The sequence below is a fragment of the Lacipirellulaceae bacterium genome, from assembly GCA_040218535.1.
GTDB lineage: Bacteria > Planctomycetota > Planctomycetia > Pirellulales > Lacipirellulaceae > Adhaeretor.
Genome location: JAVJRG010000005.1, coordinates 1,597,227 through 1,613,232, shown reverse-complemented (window position 1 = coordinate 1,613,232; position 16,006 = coordinate 1,597,227). Strand labels below are relative to the sequence as shown.

15 protein-coding genes are annotated in these 16,006 nt (G+C 54.4%); 1 reads left to right on the top strand and 14 read right to left on the bottom strand.

The genetic code is table 11. The annotated features are described in order from the left end of the window. Positions 1-46: 46 nt before the first annotated feature. From RIB44_06655 to RIB44_06595, 13 genes are all read right to left on the bottom strand, one after another. A complete protein-coding gene (locus RIB44_06655; GenBank protein ID MEQ8616257.1) occupies positions 47-1,882 on the bottom strand; it encodes a secretin N-terminal domain-containing protein in 1,836 nt (611 codons plus the stop codon). Between the two features lie 385 nt (positions 1,883-2,267). Continuing rightward, positions 2,268-2,894 carry a hypothetical protein gene (locus RIB44_06650; GenBank protein MEQ8616256.1) on the bottom strand — a complete coding sequence of 209 codons (627 nt, stop codon included), beginning with the start codon at positions 2,892-2,894 and terminating at the stop codon, positions 2,268-2,270. Further along, on the bottom strand, positions 2,887-3,570 hold the full coding sequence (locus RIB44_06645; protein MEQ8616255.1) for a PilN domain-containing protein: 684 nt from the start codon (positions 3,568-3,570) through the stop codon (positions 2,887-2,889). The genes RIB44_06650 and RIB44_06645 overlap by 8 nt, the downstream gene beginning before the upstream one ends. After that, positions 3,571-4,467 carry a hypothetical protein gene (locus RIB44_06640; GenBank protein MEQ8616254.1) on the bottom strand — a complete coding sequence of 299 codons (897 nt, stop codon included), beginning with the start codon at positions 4,465-4,467 and terminating at the stop codon, positions 3,571-3,573. A 37-nt stretch (positions 4,468-4,504) separates the two neighbouring features. Further along, complete coding sequence (locus tag RIB44_06635; GenBank protein ID MEQ8616253.1) at positions 4,505-4,903, bottom strand: hypothetical protein; 399 nt, start codon at positions 4,901-4,903, stop codon at positions 4,505-4,507. A gap of 20 nt (positions 4,904-4,923) precedes the next feature. Continuing rightward, positions 4,924-5,448 (bottom strand): prepilin-type N-terminal cleavage/methylation domain-containing protein, encoded by a 525-nt coding sequence (locus RIB44_06630; GenBank protein MEQ8616252.1) that lies wholly within the window; start codon positions 5,446-5,448, stop codon positions 4,924-4,926. Next, positions 5,435-5,893, bottom strand: a complete 459-nt coding sequence (locus RIB44_06625) for a prepilin-type N-terminal cleavage/methylation domain-containing protein (GenBank protein ID MEQ8616251.1) — start codon at positions 5,891-5,893, stop codon at positions 5,435-5,437. The genes RIB44_06630 and RIB44_06625 overlap by 14 nt, the downstream gene beginning before the upstream one ends. Before the next feature lie 153 nt (positions 5,894-6,046). Beyond that, positions 6,047-6,544 carry a hypothetical protein gene (locus RIB44_06620; protein MEQ8616250.1) on the bottom strand — a complete coding sequence of 166 codons (498 nt, stop codon included), beginning with the start codon at positions 6,542-6,544 and terminating at the stop codon, positions 6,047-6,049. A gap of 36 nt (positions 6,545-6,580) precedes the next feature. After that, a complete protein-coding gene (locus RIB44_06615; protein MEQ8616249.1) occupies positions 6,581-6,886 on the bottom strand; it encodes a prepilin-type N-terminal cleavage/methylation domain-containing protein in 306 nt (101 codons plus the stop codon). Positions 6,887-7,091: 205 nt separating this feature from the next. Continuing rightward, a complete protein-coding gene (locus RIB44_06610) occupies positions 7,092-7,442 on the bottom strand; it encodes a type II secretion system protein (GenBank protein ID MEQ8616248.1) in 351 nt (116 codons plus the stop codon). Positions 7,443-7,456: 14 nt separating this feature from the next. Beyond that, on the bottom strand, positions 7,457-8,626 hold the full coding sequence (locus RIB44_06605) for a type II secretion system F family protein (GenBank protein ID MEQ8616247.1): 1,170 nt from the start codon (positions 8,624-8,626) through the stop codon (positions 7,457-7,459). A 21-nt stretch (positions 8,627-8,647) separates the two neighbouring features. Beyond that, the gene (locus tag RIB44_06600) at positions 8,648-10,333 is read right to left on the bottom strand and encodes an ATPase, T2SS/T4P/T4SS family (GenBank protein ID MEQ8616246.1); all 1,686 of its coding nucleotides are present in this window, start codon (positions 10,331-10,333) and stop codon (positions 8,648-8,650) included. Positions 10,334-10,397: 64 nt separating this feature from the next. After that, on the bottom strand, positions 10,398-10,790 hold the full coding sequence (locus RIB44_06595) for a response regulator (GenBank protein MEQ8616245.1): 393 nt from the start codon (positions 10,788-10,790) through the stop codon (positions 10,398-10,400). A gap of 352 nt (positions 10,791-11,142) precedes the next feature. Between RIB44_06595 and RIB44_06590 the strand changes: the two genes are divergently transcribed. Continuing rightward, complete coding sequence (locus RIB44_06590) at positions 11,143-11,478, top strand: type II secretion system protein (GenBank protein ID MEQ8616244.1); 336 nt, start codon at positions 11,143-11,145, stop codon at positions 11,476-11,478. Between the two features lie 74 nt (positions 11,479-11,552). Here RIB44_06590 and RIB44_06585 read toward each other — a convergent pair whose 3' ends face one another. Continuing rightward, positions 11,553-15,998, bottom strand: a complete 4,446-nt coding sequence (locus RIB44_06585; protein ID MEQ8616243.1) for a LamG domain-containing protein — start codon at positions 15,996-15,998, stop codon at positions 11,553-11,555. Positions 15,999-16,006 lie beyond the last annotated feature (8 nt).

The following is a 16,006-nucleotide window of genomic DNA, read 5'->3' as shown; positions in this document are numbered from 1 at the left end:
CAGAGCCGTAGTCCCTCGGCTGAGTACACCTTAGGCCGCAGATTCGTTACGAGCCCTTCATTCGTTGCCAGATACTCCGCTTAGCGGGAGCGGGGTCTTTCTCTGTGGAGCGATCAGTAAGCCTTCCCTGCAATTGGCTGGGGGCATTCGCCCGGAAGCGCGCTTCGTAGTTCTGTCGCATCGGGCCAACGTCGGAGACAGGCACTTCCATGGCGGGCTCTTGTTCGACGGGTGGAAGCTGGATTAGGTGCTCGTCTCCCCAGTCGCCAACGCAATCGCTGCAGCCTTGACCGTCCGAAGGGCACCCTTCAGCCTCGGGAATACGGGCGAGGCGGCAGTTCACCGTGTCGAGAGCCTGATACTGGCGGGCGTCGAGCGGATCTTCGTAGCCGACGATCTCTGGCATGATGAACACAATCAGTTCGCTTTCCCGAACGAGCGTGTCACGCGATCGGAACAGGGGACCGATTCCTTTGATGTCTTTCAAGAAGGGGATGCCATTGAACTCACCCGTGTCGCTCCGTTGCCGTAGGCCACTGAGCACCAGCGTCTGACGATTTGCCACACGCACGGTCGTGCTGGTCTTCCGTGTATCGATAATCGGCTGGTTCTCTTGAGGAGTAAAACCCGCGAGTCGACTGAATTCAGGCTCGATCAGCATCTCCACAGTACCGTCGGCTGCAATTGTCGGCTGCACTTTCAGCGTGATACCGGCTTCCTTGAAGGCTGTCGTGCCAATGTTGCCACCAAACTCTGTTTGTGTTGCTTGCTGGAAGGGAATTTCCGAAACGCTTTTCCATTCCGCCACTTCGTTGTCCATGACCGTAACGTTGGGATCTGCCAACAGCCGGGCGTCATTCGCGTTCTGTAAAGCCAGCGCTACTGCGGTAATGTCAAAGTTGCGGGTCAGGCTTTGCACTGTCAGTGCCCCACCAGCTCCGCCCGCGGTGAAGGGAGCAAGCGTTGTCGTATCGAGTTGTAGAAGCTGATTCGGTCCGCCTTCAGCACCTAAGGAATTACCTTTACCGCCACTGTTCCAGTTCAGGCCAAGTTGCTCAACATCCTCAAGGCTCAAGTCATAAATAAGAGCCGTGATCCGCACCTGCGGACGAGGGCGATCAATGCGAGCCAAGACGCGTCGCACCATCTCCAGGCGATCTGCTGTGTCGACCACAATCAAGCGGTTTTCAGCCGTCATTACCTCAACGCGACCTTGGGTACTCATGACGGCCAGGAGTGGGGCTCTGACAGTCTCTGCGGCAACGTACTGCGTGTGGAAGTAGGCGACTTCCAGTTGGCTTGGTACTGGTTCAATCGAACCATCCGGTGCAACTTGCGTGGGTTCCACTCGGGAAGCTGCATCTTCCATTTTCTCGATAAAGGCGGCGATCTTCTCGGCTCGGTCAGAATAATCGATTACAAGAATACTGCGAGAAGAGTTGAGTGCGCGGACCTTACCCTGAGTACTCGTCAAGAGTTGAGCCGCTTCGACCAACTCTTTGAGATCACCGTGCTGAATGGGGATTGCCAACTCACTGAAAAGTGGGTTCGCACTCCCAACTTCTCTGGCGGGCAGAACCGTGATGCTATCGCCGATGGCCCGATAGGAGTAACCATTGGCTAGAAGAATCGAGTCGAGAATCTCGCGAAGCGGCGTCTGCTTAAAAGTCCCTGTAACGCTTCCCTTCACATCCTTGCCGACAACGATATTCACCTTCCAGATTTCACTGATGGCAAACAGTGCGTTCTCGATGCTGGAATTCGCACCCCGCAGTGTGAGGTCTCCTCGCCTCGCCAGAGCCTCATCGAGAGTCAGTTGAGGTTCTGAATCCTTCTGCTCGGGGAGGCTTTCGACCTTCTCAGCTACGACTTGTGCGGGCAACTTGTCCGCGGATCGCCCGTTCTGTGGAGGTTGAAGCGCTTGTGCGTTGCAGTCCGGGGCGAAGAGCGTGCACCCGAATACTATTAGGATAGCGCAGACCGCAAACCGTCGAGGCGACGGTCTCGGAACTCTCCTTAGAATAGTTTTATCAATGTCGAGCATGTGTCCTCCTTGACACTGCCCCAAGTTGCATCGTCCTCAAATACCAGAGAACGTTGCGTTTCGTTTTGACTCTGATTTCGCCTGATAGGGCAATCAGGCGAAAAGGCATAGCGAGTTGTACTTCCTGAGTTGATTACACTTCGAGCTTGTAAACTTTGTGTGCCACCACTGAAAACGGGTTGCCTGTCATCTGTTGGGGGCTTAACACTCCGTTAACTTAAATCTACGTCTTCCTTTTTCTGGTCAAATCAAACAGGAGGAGTTCAATTTCCATTCCAACGGTTTTTGCCCCTCGTCCGGTATGGTTGAGGCTCAAGCGTTGTGGGTGAGCTAAGGTTTTCTCCTCCTGAATCTTCTCTAGCAACAGCTCAAGGTCAGCCATGTTGCCGTCAACAGCAAGAACCATCGTGCGCCGAACCAACTCGAAAGGTGTCTTGCCTTTTGCACTTTTTGAAACGGCTTGCGTTTCAAGCACGTCGGCATCCTTTAGCCAAATGCGTCTGAGCGGTGAGCCCATCTCAATCTTACGGACTTGGCAGTTGTTATCACGGGCAAGCTTAATGATGCGGTTCCGCAAGTCTCCGATGCGTTCTTCGCCGACACCTCTTGCTTCCAGGGCCTCCAATTCCTGAGCGACCTTTTCGACACGTTCCTCAAACTTCGGAAGCGTCTTGGCCGTCTGACGGGCACTATCCAATTTGTCCTTAAGAACGTTACAAGCCTCTCTTTTCTCAGAATAGACATCGGCAAGTGGCAGCAGCGTCACGAGGCCCACCAACAGGGTGGCTGTTGCAACGATTGGCCAACGGTATCGGGATTCGCAAAATTTGCGGATTAGGGAACTATTCATTGCTTGCCACCTTTTCTGCGGTAATCTCAGCCTGATCGTTAAGGTCAACGACTTCCAGTTCGAGCGTGAAGCCAGTAACAGGGCCTGCTTCGGAGGAAGTCGGACGAGTCGCTTTGAGAGCAACCTCGTCAAAGCCAGGGGCTTGTTCCAACCAGCGAACAAAGTCGTACACGCCAGCAGGCAGGAAGCTGCTGCCGTCTAGCTGGATGGACTTGCCATTCTCAAGCGTCAGTCGCCGAAGCCAAACGTCACTGGGCATGCAATTCCCCAGCTGTTTCAGGGCTTCGCTTCCTAAAGGTCGATTCAACTGGGAGGCGACCTTTTCCATCTCGACTGCCTTCGATTCAGTTCTTAGCAACTGAAGCCGCAGTTCCTTGGCACGCATCTCGACAGGCTCTAGCTTGCTGTACTCCGCCTCAAGCTGAGTCAGTTTGCCCTGTTCGTTGAAGTTGATGACAAACATGCCAATTGCTAGCAGCAGCATGGCTGCAAGTGGTATCGCGGACCGAATGAGCGTCGGTTTGAGAGGCTCTTGGGTACTGGCAATGATGTGCTCCATCAGATTCGGGGCATCTCGGTCAGCGTCAGCCAGATAGTGGTTGCCCAATAACGCTCCTAGCGAGGGAACGCCTGCTTCACCGCTCTCTCCCTGAACTAGCTGCCAGGTTGCTTGCACTTACTGAGAGTCGGCTTGAATGGCCGTGAAATCTCCTTGCTTTGCAAAAGCGGTGACTGCTTCGCTCACCGCGCGATCTTGGCCGCAGAGGTAAACCGTCGTCAGCTCAGGAGGAGCTTGCTGCAGTTGTCGCCCCGTATGTCGTTGCAATCGATTCCGATGCTCCAGCAGCAACGCGGGAAGCTCGTCGGGACTCGTCTGACCTCCTGGACGGTAATCCAGCAGTAGCTGCCCATGCTGGCAGACCCCGATGTCGGGCGAGGAATCATCGAGGTGGATGAGCAGATAGGGCGTCTCTGGAATGCCAGGGATACGGCTCACGGCGCGATTGGCTGCCGAAAGCGCCGGTTCGATTGACGCGATCTGCAAGCCAACACTTTCCGATGCCAATTGAATCGTCTTGAGCGTTTTCTCGTTACAGACAGCGGCTAATGCGTGCTGATGCCGTGCGTCGAGAGTGCGTGTATTTGAGACAACAACTTTCTCACCAGGTCCAAGCGACAGATACAGACGGCTGCGTTGGCTAATACGTTGCAGTTCCGCCCTGACATCATCACTACTGCCGCGAATGGCGCGAGTTACACAGTATTCGCCGCTAAGCACAAAGTGGACAGAAGTCGTCACTAGCTTGAAGTGCTTCGCGATAACACGCATACCCTCAGTGATTTCCTCAAGCCCTGCCTCACTATTGAGTACGGCGGATTCCCGTCGCCAGGTCAAGTTGAAACTACTGACAAGGTCTGGAGAATCCCCAGCCTGCTGCTGCATGAGACACGCAAACAGCTCGGAGCCATTGAGTTCAACGATCAGAATTTGTTCTTCACCAGCTTGGCGTCGTTTTGGTCGTCGCCGCTCGCCTTCTTCTCGTCGATCAGTTTGTTCTCTGCGATCGCTCATGTTTTTCTACAGTTTCTGGTTAGTTGCCAGTGGGAATTTAGAACTCAAGGACTGCTGTAACGGTTCTGGTGACTGCGCCCGAAGCGCCAGACGACGTTACCGAGACAGTAAACGGGTCGGTTCCATCAACGGCTGTTGCCGTGTAAGAGTCGTGGTTTGGGTAAGTTCCTTCGGAAACAACCCCTCGCCAAGTCGTGTCTGCTTCCACCATGGCGGTTGCTTCATGAATCCCAGCATTGGCTAGGTAAAGTGCTCTCTCGTGGTCAATCGTGCTACGGATTAAAGCTAAATCGCTCGTCATTGTGTTCAGGATTTGCACCAAGAGCATCGTGACCATGAAAACGACAAACAAACACAGCATCATCGCTGCCCCACGGCGTGGTGCCGGGGTGCGAAGACGACTGGGTCCTCCGTTTTGTCGTGAAAGACGGTTCATGCGTATCGGTTCTCTAGTTGTCACCAGGACCTCAGCCATGCTCTTGAGGTCAGTTGCTTGGCAGTTGTTCCAGTCGGGCGATCAAGTTCGTAAGTGACGGTACACTCGACGATATGAATCAGATCGACGTCCTCGGTGGTAGATATCCCATCCGCCTTGTATCCCGTGAAGGTTAAGGCAGTAATATAGTTGGAAAGCAAACTACTGGCGGTCGTGATCCCGTAGTTCACTTGGTCGTTGACTCCGTCGTGATTCCAAACGAGAATCGCGCCGTCTGACCGTTGTAGTGAGAGCGATCCTGAATTGTTCGTGGGCGAGGTGATGGCCGTTACTGCTACTGATTGTCGAGCATTTCGAACGATATGCCTCAACGCCGCCGAAGCACTTTGTGATCTCTCATGATCGTCGCGATGACGATTCCACGCATTCTGCGAAGTGCGCAGCAGGACCATGCTAGCCGCGGAAAGCGCAGCCATCATAGCCATCGCGATGCTCAGTTCCAGCAGCGAGAAGCCTCGTTTCGCGTTGTTGCTAGACTTCTTCATTCTCGTAGGTAAGTAGTTTCGATATTTTGGTGCGGAACTGCACCTGAGTTTCCCCCGTATCTGGGATTAGGTCTCCGTCGAGGTCGTCAAAGACAGTCACGCTAATAGACATAAGCTGACCAACCATACCGCCATCCGCAGGGTCGTCCGAGCGCACCATCGTGAAACTCAAGTTGCTGTAGCCGTAGGCGCTCAAGTCGCCATCATCAGTGGCGTTAGTCCAATTCCGCATCGCGACCGAGGAACACTCCTCCAACTTCATGACAGCGAAATTTGCCAACAAGCTCCGCAGGTGTGTCTCGCGACTCAACGACATCGCCTCGCGCATCACTGCCAGTGCTGGAACGAGCGTACCGGCGACCAAGGCGGTCGCGGCGATCATCTCAACTAGAGAGAAACCGGAACGCTTGGCCTGTTGGCGTTGGTTGTTACGAAGTCGAAACATGAGGCAGTCTTCATCAGAACCACGTTGACAGAACTCAACGTCTTATGACAAGCGTAGGTCACAGAAGGCTCAAGTCGGCTTCCCGACACCTCTTAACGCCAAGTCCGCAGACCCGAGTAACCGTCAGAATAGGTATTGGACAAGATTGCCGACCTAGGGACTGACGTCCGCGACTTGGCACAGTCCCGTAGCGGGAATGGCCGAGACTTGCCACGAACGGTCGGGTCCTGCGGCGGTGACGACATAGCTGGCTAGTGCCGAGCCGTCGAAGTCGAATTCCAGCGTTGTGTGGCTAGCTGTGACGGTTAGCCCAGTAGGGGTTGTGCGTGCCTGATCAACCGCTACGTCACCTCCACTGGCTCTTCGCCACATGGTATAGGTGGTAACCTCTCCGCCGATCGTTGTGAGGCTCAGATAGTGGTTATCGCCTGTGGCAACCGTCCTTTGGCGAGCCTGCATGAGGTCTCGCTGCAGGAGCCGGGCGTAGCCCTCTGCACTCAGGTTCTCTAAGGAGGAGTGACCGAAGCGCGAAATCGCCGCCAGGCTAACGATGCCGATGAGCGTTACCACGGCAATCACTTCCAAAAAACTAAAGGCTCGCCACTGCAAGCAGCGGCGAGCCTTTTGCCGATATTCCAAATTGCGTCGCATCGCGATCTGCAATCTCCTTGTCACGCTGAGTGTCGATTACTCAACGCGGTGGCTAGTGTTGTTCACGGTGTACCCAACGCCAGTTGGGTCGACTGGCTCGCCATCTGGTAGGTAGTCTGGTACAAGGGTGGCGATCGCAGTTGGCCAGGCGTTCTCTTCAATGTAGTAACGCTCGAACGCAGCGTTCATCGTAGCTACGTGGTGAGCACGTACCTTCTCTTTAGCCGTGGTGCTCGAAACCGTCACGCGAGGGACGATGATCGAGGCGATAATGCCGAGAATGGTAACAACGGCGAGCAATTCGAGCAGCGAGAAACCGCCGCGCTTTCCAGTCTTCTTCATCTTAGGGAACTCCTTGTGGCAGGGTCGAAATATCGAGGGGGCCGGTTTGCTGACCCATCTGTGGCAATGTTTGCCTTATCGGTTTACTTAAACGTAGATTACTTTTTGCAACAGGCTGATGTTTTCCGCTTAGTTTGCCTGTTCGTTAGCGTGAATTGGACTTACAAGCGTCATAATCCTCGTGACTTGTCTTTTGTAGACACGGTCAGTGGGTATGACCGATGACTCTTCCGTTTGAATCGATTGTGTAGGTACTTCCATCAACGGGGCACGTCGGAAGTCCCCCTGGAAAGTAGTTCAGGTCAGTTCCGATATCGGAGAGATTCGCTGCCGGCCATCCCCCGGTGTTGTGATTCCAAATCTCCGCCTGAATCTCGATATCACCAACGTAGGAATGGCAGGCTGCCTTGTCAGCTTCCGTATCGTTGCCAGCTATCCGTGGAACGATCATCGCACTAAGGATCCCCAGCAACGCGACAACAGCAAGCATCTCGGTCATCGAGAAGCCGGTTCTGCCGAAGCTGGATGCCAAGTTACTGCAGTTGCACTTCGTCATCACTTACTTTGCCTTTATTGGACCGTGTTCACCATGTCGAACATTGGCAGGTAAATCGCAAGTAGAATGACTGCGATGGCCGAAGCCAGCGAAATCGTGAGGATTGGCTCCAGGGAACCAACGAGTAACGTTGTCTTTCGCTCGATTTCTAGCCGTACGTGATTGCAGATATCGAGCGTCGCATTGGTCAGTTTGCCCGTGCTTTCTCCGACGATAACGAGCTGGTTCACAATCGGTGGAAACAGATCTTCGTGACGTTCCAGTTCACGACTGAATCGTTCCCCTCGCTGCACAGCATGCTGCAGGTCGAGTACTGCTTGGCGGACGGCCCGATTCTTCACGGAGTCGGCCGTGTCAGACAAAGCATCAGCCAGATTGAATCCCGCAGTCATCAAGTTGTTGAGCACTTCCATGACTTGCAAGACAGCCATGTCGCGAAACAAATTGCCAAACAGCGGTAGCTTGAGGATTCCACGGTCCATCTGAGCAGCGAATTGCTCATTCTTGCGAAGTTGCTTGATGCTTGCCACCGCTAGGATACCTACTCCAACTAGCCAGCCCAGGTAACCCTTGCAGTAGGCCCCGAATGTGATCAGCACTTGCGTCACGAAGGGCAGCGGGACCTTTGCATCGGCATACGTCTGCTCGAAGACAGGAACCACGTAGAGCAACAGAAAAGTGATCAATCCGCCACCCAACACACAAAGCAGCACAGGATAAGCCAACTTCTTGATGACTTGATCGCGTAATTCTTTTGATTTGTTGCGATGCTCAGCTAAGTGAGAAAGCGTATCGACGAGCGTACCCGAACGCTCACCCAGACGAATCTGCGCTAGCGTAATATTGTCCGCCATGTGCGGGAAAGCGGCGAGCGCCGTGCTGAACATCGAGCCGCCCTCAACCTTGCGACGCAACGAATCGAGAACGTCACGATGCTTCGCGAGCGTATCTTCCTTGGCAAGTGTGGCCAAGGCTTTGGGCAGCGGAACACCGTTACTGACAAGCGTTGAAAGATTGCGCAGGATGAAAGTCATCTCTGCAGGCTTCATCTTCTGCGTGCCGTTTCGTGGCTTTGTAAGCGCCTTCCACAAATCGAAGGGCTCATCCTTCTTCGCTTCACTCGAACCACTGGAGTAAATCGAAGTTCCGGCATTGGCAGAGGCGTAGCGTTTGCGTCGTGACATGAATTCGATCTCGCTTGCGACTTAGCCAGAAACCTTATAGAAAACTTCTTCCAGTGTCGTGCGACCGGCGATCACTTGCTCGATCCCTGCTCCTGCTAGTTCGACCATCCCTTCTTCAAGGGCGATTTCACGTAGCTTGGTGTTTGGCAATCCCTTCTCGATCGCCTCGGAAAGCCGAGGCGTCACGACCATGATCTCGTAGATAGGGACTCGGCCTGCATAGCCAGTCCCTAGGCACTTCTTGCAGCCGCGACCTCGGAAGAAGATCGTATCGTCGGGGATATCGATATTGTGATGCAGGGCGTTCAGATAATGGTCGTTCGGTTCTGCGGGCTCTTTGCAATGCTCGCAGATCGAACGCAACAATCGTTGTGCGATGGCACCTAACAGGGCACCGCCTGTCTTGAAGTTATCAATGCCCAGGTCATTCAGACGCCCTACTGAGCCGATGGCATCATTCGTATGCAAGGTGCTGATTAGCAAGTGACCGGTAAGGGCAGCCTGCACGGCTGTCTTCGCAGTCTCGTGGTCGCGGATCTCGCCCAACATGATCACGTCTGGGTCTTGCCGCATGATGTATTTCAATGCGTTCGCAAAGCCCAGACCATGTTCGCTGTCCGAAGCAACTTGGTTAATGCCCGGGAGGCGATACTCGACCGGGTCTTCGACCGTGACGATGTTTCGGCTGACGGCATTGAGTTTCGACAGTACCGAGTACATGGTCGTGCTCTTACCAGAACCCGTCGGCCCGGTGACCACGATCATGCCATGTGGCTTATCAATCAACGCCTGAATCTTTGTGAGATCGCGCTCGCATAGGCCCAGATGTTCGAGTTGGAAAGAGCGACTTCCTTCATCCAGCAACCGCATCACGACCTTCTCACCACCGACCGTCGGAATCGTACTCACGCGAAAATTAACGCGTGAGCCTGATTCGTGAATCGTTAGCTGGCCATCCTGGGGGCGGCGGCTTTCAGTGGTGTCCATGTCAGCCATCACCTTGATACGCGCAACGACCGCCTCTTCGATATGACGCGGAATGGTCATTACCGCCTGCAGGGTACCATCGACACGATAGCGAACCCGCATTTCAGGTTGATGTGGCTCCAGGTGGATATCACTGGTGCCGGCATTGATCGCACCCATCAAAATAGCGCGCACAAGTCGGACTACCGGGGCTTGATCCTCTTCAACCACCTCCTGATTGAGTTCCTCCTCAATCATCTCCTCGGCCGCTTCGAGGTCGGCCATCTTCATGTCAACAACCGTTTGGCGTGCCACCACCCGATCGTCGAAACCGCGGTCTAAAGCGGCGCTGATGCTGTTCGGCAGAGCGACGACTGGGTCCACATGGTAGCCCGTGATCAGCTCCGCTTCGCAGATCGTGTCCATATCGTCAGGAGCGATCATCGCTAGCTGCAACGATCGATCACGAATAGCAATCGGTGCCACGCGACGTTCACGCGCGAGATCCTCGGGCAGCAAACGGACAACTTGGGGATTGATGCCTTCGGCCACAATCTCAACGAAGTCAACACCGTATTGCTCTGATAGGGCACCGCCCAATTGCTCGGGCGTGATGAGATTCCGCCGGATCAGAATCGTACCCAGCAGTCCACGCTCCGACCCCTGAGCCGCCAGCGCACTTTGCAGCTGGGCTTCAGTGATGCAGCCTTGTCGAACCAGGATGTCGCCTAAGCGGGCCATTATTTGTAGGGATCGGTGTTAGGTATGTAGGGGATAGAAGAGAGCCGGTTCGTCCCGACCCTGTTTAGTTCTCTTCAACTTCAGCAGCGGCGATAAGTCCGACAACTTTCTTCTCGAGCACAACAGGATCGTAGGGTGTCACCAGGTACTCATCCGCACCCGCGTTGAAGGCTCGCTGGACCTCTTCTAGGTCGGAATTGGCTGATAAATAGACGACGGGGAGATGATTCGTCCGCTGGTCGTCGCTAAGTCGATTCACGAAATCTATGGAGTCAACGTCAGACATTTGTCCAACGGCTACCAGGTTAGGGAGCTTCGAACTGAGCCACAGTGAAGCCTGCGCTGCATTCTCACGTTCGATGACTTCAAAGCCGAGCAACTCCAAGCGAAACGCGGTGATTTCGCGAAGGATTGGCTCTTCTTCGATGAGCAAAACGATAGCGCGGGGCTTTGCCATGACAGTTGCAAGTCGAGGATGGTAGTCTTCTTGTTTCTTAGAGGCATCAGCGCTCTAACGACGTTGCCCTGTGGCAACACCTAGCAAAAAGTAGCTCCTAGAAGTGCAGAGTCAAAGTCTTACTGAGCAGTACAGCCACCCCAAGAACTGCTACCCGTCACAATCGTCAAAGCCCTCATAGAGCGTGATCTCAACCCGACAAGTCCTACGGGATGGTGAAAAGATGAATCAACGAATCTGCATAACCCCAGTAGAGAGGTATTTTTTAGCGATCCAATTTTCCTCCGCTGAAGGTGCCACCTTCCATGAGGAGATCAACACCGATAGGAAGAGAAACCTGGGGCAAGAAAATATGAAGATCCAATCCTCGAAGCGTCGCGCGTTCTCATTGCTTGAACTCCTAGCAGTCGTGACGGTTATTGGGATTCTTGCGAGTGTCCTCGTTGTCAGAGCTTCGGTCTCGAATCGTAATGCCGCAGAGAAGGCTTGCTCTCACAATCGAGCCCAATTGAATACCGCACTGGAAAAGTACAACCTCGAACACGGCAGCTTCCCGACGAATCTCTCCGATCTGGAAGCAGAGCACTTTCCCAGCGGAATCCCGGTCTGCCCTGCTTCTGGTAATGCTTACACGCTAGACGGCACCGGCGAACGCATCGATAGCCATGTCGGTAGCACGCACCCTTAGTGCCGATTCCAGCATTGCTCTACGACTATTTCGCAAGCCACGTCTCACGCGGGGCCAAGAAAGAAGATCTTGAGCTACCGTGTCTCGACCCAAGATTTTATTCGCACACCCGCGGGGACGAAGTCTCGATAGACGTTATAGACGTCTGCGGCGCATAAAGCCCGACCAAAGACGCGGACATCATCAATCGAGCCGCTAAAGTCGAAGTTTCCATCCGCCCAAGCGTGGGCACCGATCGTCGTATTCGGGGCGTCGGTCCATGAGATGGAATCAGGCGTGGAAATGGTGTCGACAAGGATGCCATCAACATACAGTTCGTACAGATCATCGGTGTCGTTGAAAACAGCGGCGAAATGGTGCCAGCCGGTACCTTGATAGCTTTGGCTTTGCGTGACGCGTGTGTCGTAGTCCGTGCCGTTGTAGATGAAGGACACCAGGTTATTGAAGTCGTCCATGCGAAGCGCGAAGCTGTTACCGATACTGATGACTTCTGCCCCCCCTGCATCGGCGGCGTCGAGTTTGGCCCACGCAGCAATCGTGACATTGGCAGGCTCGCTCAACCTCCCCGGGACTTCCATCCGGTTGGTGCCGTCGAACTCAACTGCCGTGCCGAGTTTCACCGGGTAACGGCTCGTCACACCGAGGGTCGGAGAAGCAACATAGGCACCATCGTTGCCCGCTCCGCTGGAGTCCGTGGCGACTGTCCCGCTAGTTTCATCCAGCTTCCAATGTCCCAGGCTTCCGTAGATTTCCGCAATGTTTCCGGCAGCCAGCCAGCGATTGTAAACGCGGAAGTCGCGCATCCCGCCTTCCCAGTACTCGGTGCTTCCCGTACGAGTACCAAAGGAGAGAATATTCGCCGCCTGTTCCGTCATGTCGTCTCCGTTCGTGCCGCTGTGGACAAGCGAACCATCAATGTAGATTTCAAACGATTCGTCATCCGCATCAAACTGGGCCACGACGTGGTACCAACGATCTTCAAAGCTCAGCCCTTCAGTGGTAACGAATTCATCGCCCCCGGCACCGACGTCCGGGCCTTCGCCACCAAGGTCAAATGAGAGTGTGCCATCGGGCTCTTGCCGCACTTCCCAATTGCCACCGTTGCCGAATGGGCGTGACCGCGAGCCGGGATTCCCGGCCGACCGGAGCCACATCGCCACAGAACCGGTGGCAGGTGGGCAGAAGTCGGCATCTGTGGAAGCAATGCCGCCAACGCCATCGAATTCGATGGCATTTCCACCTTCACAGCTGTTGGTCCAAGTGGCTCCGTAGAGGGTGGCGTTGTTACCAAAAGCTGTGCTGTCAGCTGCGGTGATGCCTGAGCCTTCGTCGAACTTCCAGTGGCCAACAAGGCCGTGAAGTTCGGCGACTTCGGAAGCGGATAACGGTCGATTATAGATTCGCGTGTCAAAAAGTCTGCCGTCGATGGTATGGCCGAAGGTAGTTTCTCCAATCCCGTTGACAGTCCTGGCGGTATCTCGAGGCAAACCGACGTAGCCAGAAGCGACAACAACGCCATTCCGATACAAGACGGCGTTTCCTGACGAGTCGATGACAGCTACAGCATGTTGCCAACTATTCAGGGCTATGGAAGTACTTTCGATGAGCCCCCGAAACGAAGCACCGTCAGCAGTATCTGCAAGAAACAGGTCAAGTCCCTGCGCGTTATCCAGTCCGAACCAAATATCATCGACGAGCGAACCGTTGCTCAGCGAGAAAAAGTCGGTATAGCTGCCCGTAAGATTGTCCACGTTGTACCAAACGGAAAGTGTCAATCCATTCGAGAAATCGAAGTCCATCGTGGGCAACGCAATCTTGTCGCCTGAGTTTCCTTCAAATTCAGCCGCATTGGCTCCTGCTTTGGCGTACGGCCCCGACGCACCAGGGGCAGCGCCACCTTGGTACGTCCCGTCATTCTCGGCGAGCGACGAATCGGTCGCTGTACTCCCGGCGTTTTCATCGAGCTTCCAATGACCCACCAAACCGTGAAGTTCAGCTATTTCTGCCGAGGTGAGTACGCGGTTATAGAGTCGCACGTCGTCTTGCACCCCATGAGCAGGCCGCTCGGAACTTGAGCCACCTGGGTTCGAAATGCCAAGCCGCCACTGCTGGCTACCATAGTCGATACCAGGGGACCCAGGGACGAAGGAGTTCGTTCCAACGAGCTCGCCGTTGACATACATGCTGACTAGCCCCGCGGACACATTGACGGTCGCTACAACATGATGCCACTTCCCGGGGTAGTTGCCCGTCGAAGTGACCGCTTGCTGCACTCCGCCTGAGCCTTCGTCAGCGTAATGGTTAAACTGAAAGCCGGTGATGTGTGAGTAGTGGAGCCCTAAAGAGCTGTTACGCTTTTTAATCAAGCCGTATCCGGAGAGGTTGCCGGAACCGGTTTCTGGGGGTACCGAGGAGGGCTTGAACCAAGTGGACATCGAGTAGTCACCCAGTTGCAGGATATCCAGGGCATCTGAGTTCGGGATTTCAACGTAGTCGTTTCCATCCGTGTAGTCGTACTCCAGACCACCCGAGTAAACTCCTCCTGAGTTCCACGCCGGGGAGCCGATCAGGGTTCCATCGTGCTTCAATTCGGAGGAGTCACTTGCCGTTGTGCCACTAGTCTCATCAAGCTTCCAGTGGCCAATTAAACCGTACAATTCTGCCACCTCTGCATTGGTGAGCGTGCAGTTATAAAGCCTAACGTCATCGATTTTTCCATCGAAGTATCGAGTCCCCCCAAGCCCATCATCCCAGCCAATCGTTAGCGCGCCGGTATCTGATTCTAGCGAAGTGTTCGCCGTAAGCGTTGTAGTCGCACGCAGTACCCCATCTACATAAAACCGGACTTCACCCGCGTCGTAGTCGTAGACCCCAACGTAGTGGTGCCAATTTTGGATACTCCCGATGGTAGCCATATCGACGCCTGCCGAATGGTCACCTGAGCCGGTCGTATCGCCAGCAAAGTAGATATAGGTACCGCCAGCGCTGGGATGCAGATAGAACTGGTTGCGTTTGCTAACTAGGCAGCCCCACCCACTCCAGGTTGCCGTGTCGCTCTTTGCCCAGCAAGAGACGGTCACATTCTGTTGGAGGTTATAGTCCGAGCCGCCGCTAACAGTGATGTAATCGTTTGAGCCATCGAAGTCAGCAGCGTATCCTCGAACGCCTGCAGACCCTGGTGTGGCACCATTGGTGTAAGTCCCATCGTAGCCCGAATCCGAACTATCCACTGCCGTCGTGCCGCTCGTTTCATCTAGCTTCCAGTGCCCTATTAAGCCCGAGGACGCAAGGCGAAGAACTTCGCTGGAAGGCAAAGCGTAATCGTACACACGAACATCGTCGAGCAAGCCATCCAAGGGTCTGCCCCCAGCCGTCGAATCACCAAGGGTAATGGGGGCACCTAGATCAGCATCGATCTTCCCACCCACCGAGTGAGCTTTCGAGCCGACTTCAACCCCGTCGATGTAAGCACGCATCGTTGTGCCATCGTAAGTGCCCGCGACGTGGTACCACTGTCCGACGACGATCACTCCGGGCACTTGAACGCGATCCCACGTTCCTCCTGCTGAAACGCGAAAGTCAAATGCTCCCGTGTTATTGATCGTCATTCCCCAGGTTTGGTTGCTACTAGCGGTACCCGTTGATTTCATGATCAGCCGGGAGTCATTCAGAAGCGTCTCTACCTTTACCCAAGCGGCAAGGGTGATTGTCGAGCTATCAGTATCGAAGCTAGGGACATCAACTCGGTCGGCACCATCGTCGGTTTCAAAATCTAACGCCCCTCCCTTCTGTCCATCTGTTCGCCAAGTGGGGCTAGAGACCAAGGTGCCGTGGTTGTTGTATTCTGAAGAGTCGTTCGCTGCTGTTCCGGATGTTTCGTCAAGCTTCAAGTGGAGCCTAAGCGGGCTGCTCACCGTTGTGTACGAAATATGAAGCTGTGGCGCATGGGTGGGTGACCCTGATCGCTTATAGATACCCTTGTCACCTGAATTGGCCGTCGTCAGGACAACCAGCGAATTACCCGATGCCCACCCGCTACGGTCAATCACTTCCTGGATCGAAGAAGCGAAATTCGGCGACACAATTGAATCGCCGACGCTATAGCTCACCGAACCTGTTGACCAAAGTGTCTGGGCACTGGTGATCGGTCGGCTGGTGATATTGCCGTTTGAGGTCGTAAAAGTGGACGGATTATCGGCATCTTGCGCAAGGATATCGACGGAGAAACTTGTTGTTCCGTTGCTGTTGGAGAAGACTTCCAGCGTAGCACTGGTAATCGTTGCCCCAGCGGGGATGTTTACGTTTTGGAAACGAAATCCAACACGCGTACTGGAAAAAAAACTACTCCCATCGGTGACGTACACTGTGCCGTCGCTGATTTCATCCGCATCGTCAGTGTTGGAAGAGACCGTATAGGTCACGTCCACTGCCGAAGCACTTATCGCGCAGCAATGAAACAACAGAAGCACGATTCCCATCGTGCTTCGCTGCAGAATCGATCGTTTTTGTCTCTGCGACATGGGGAAGC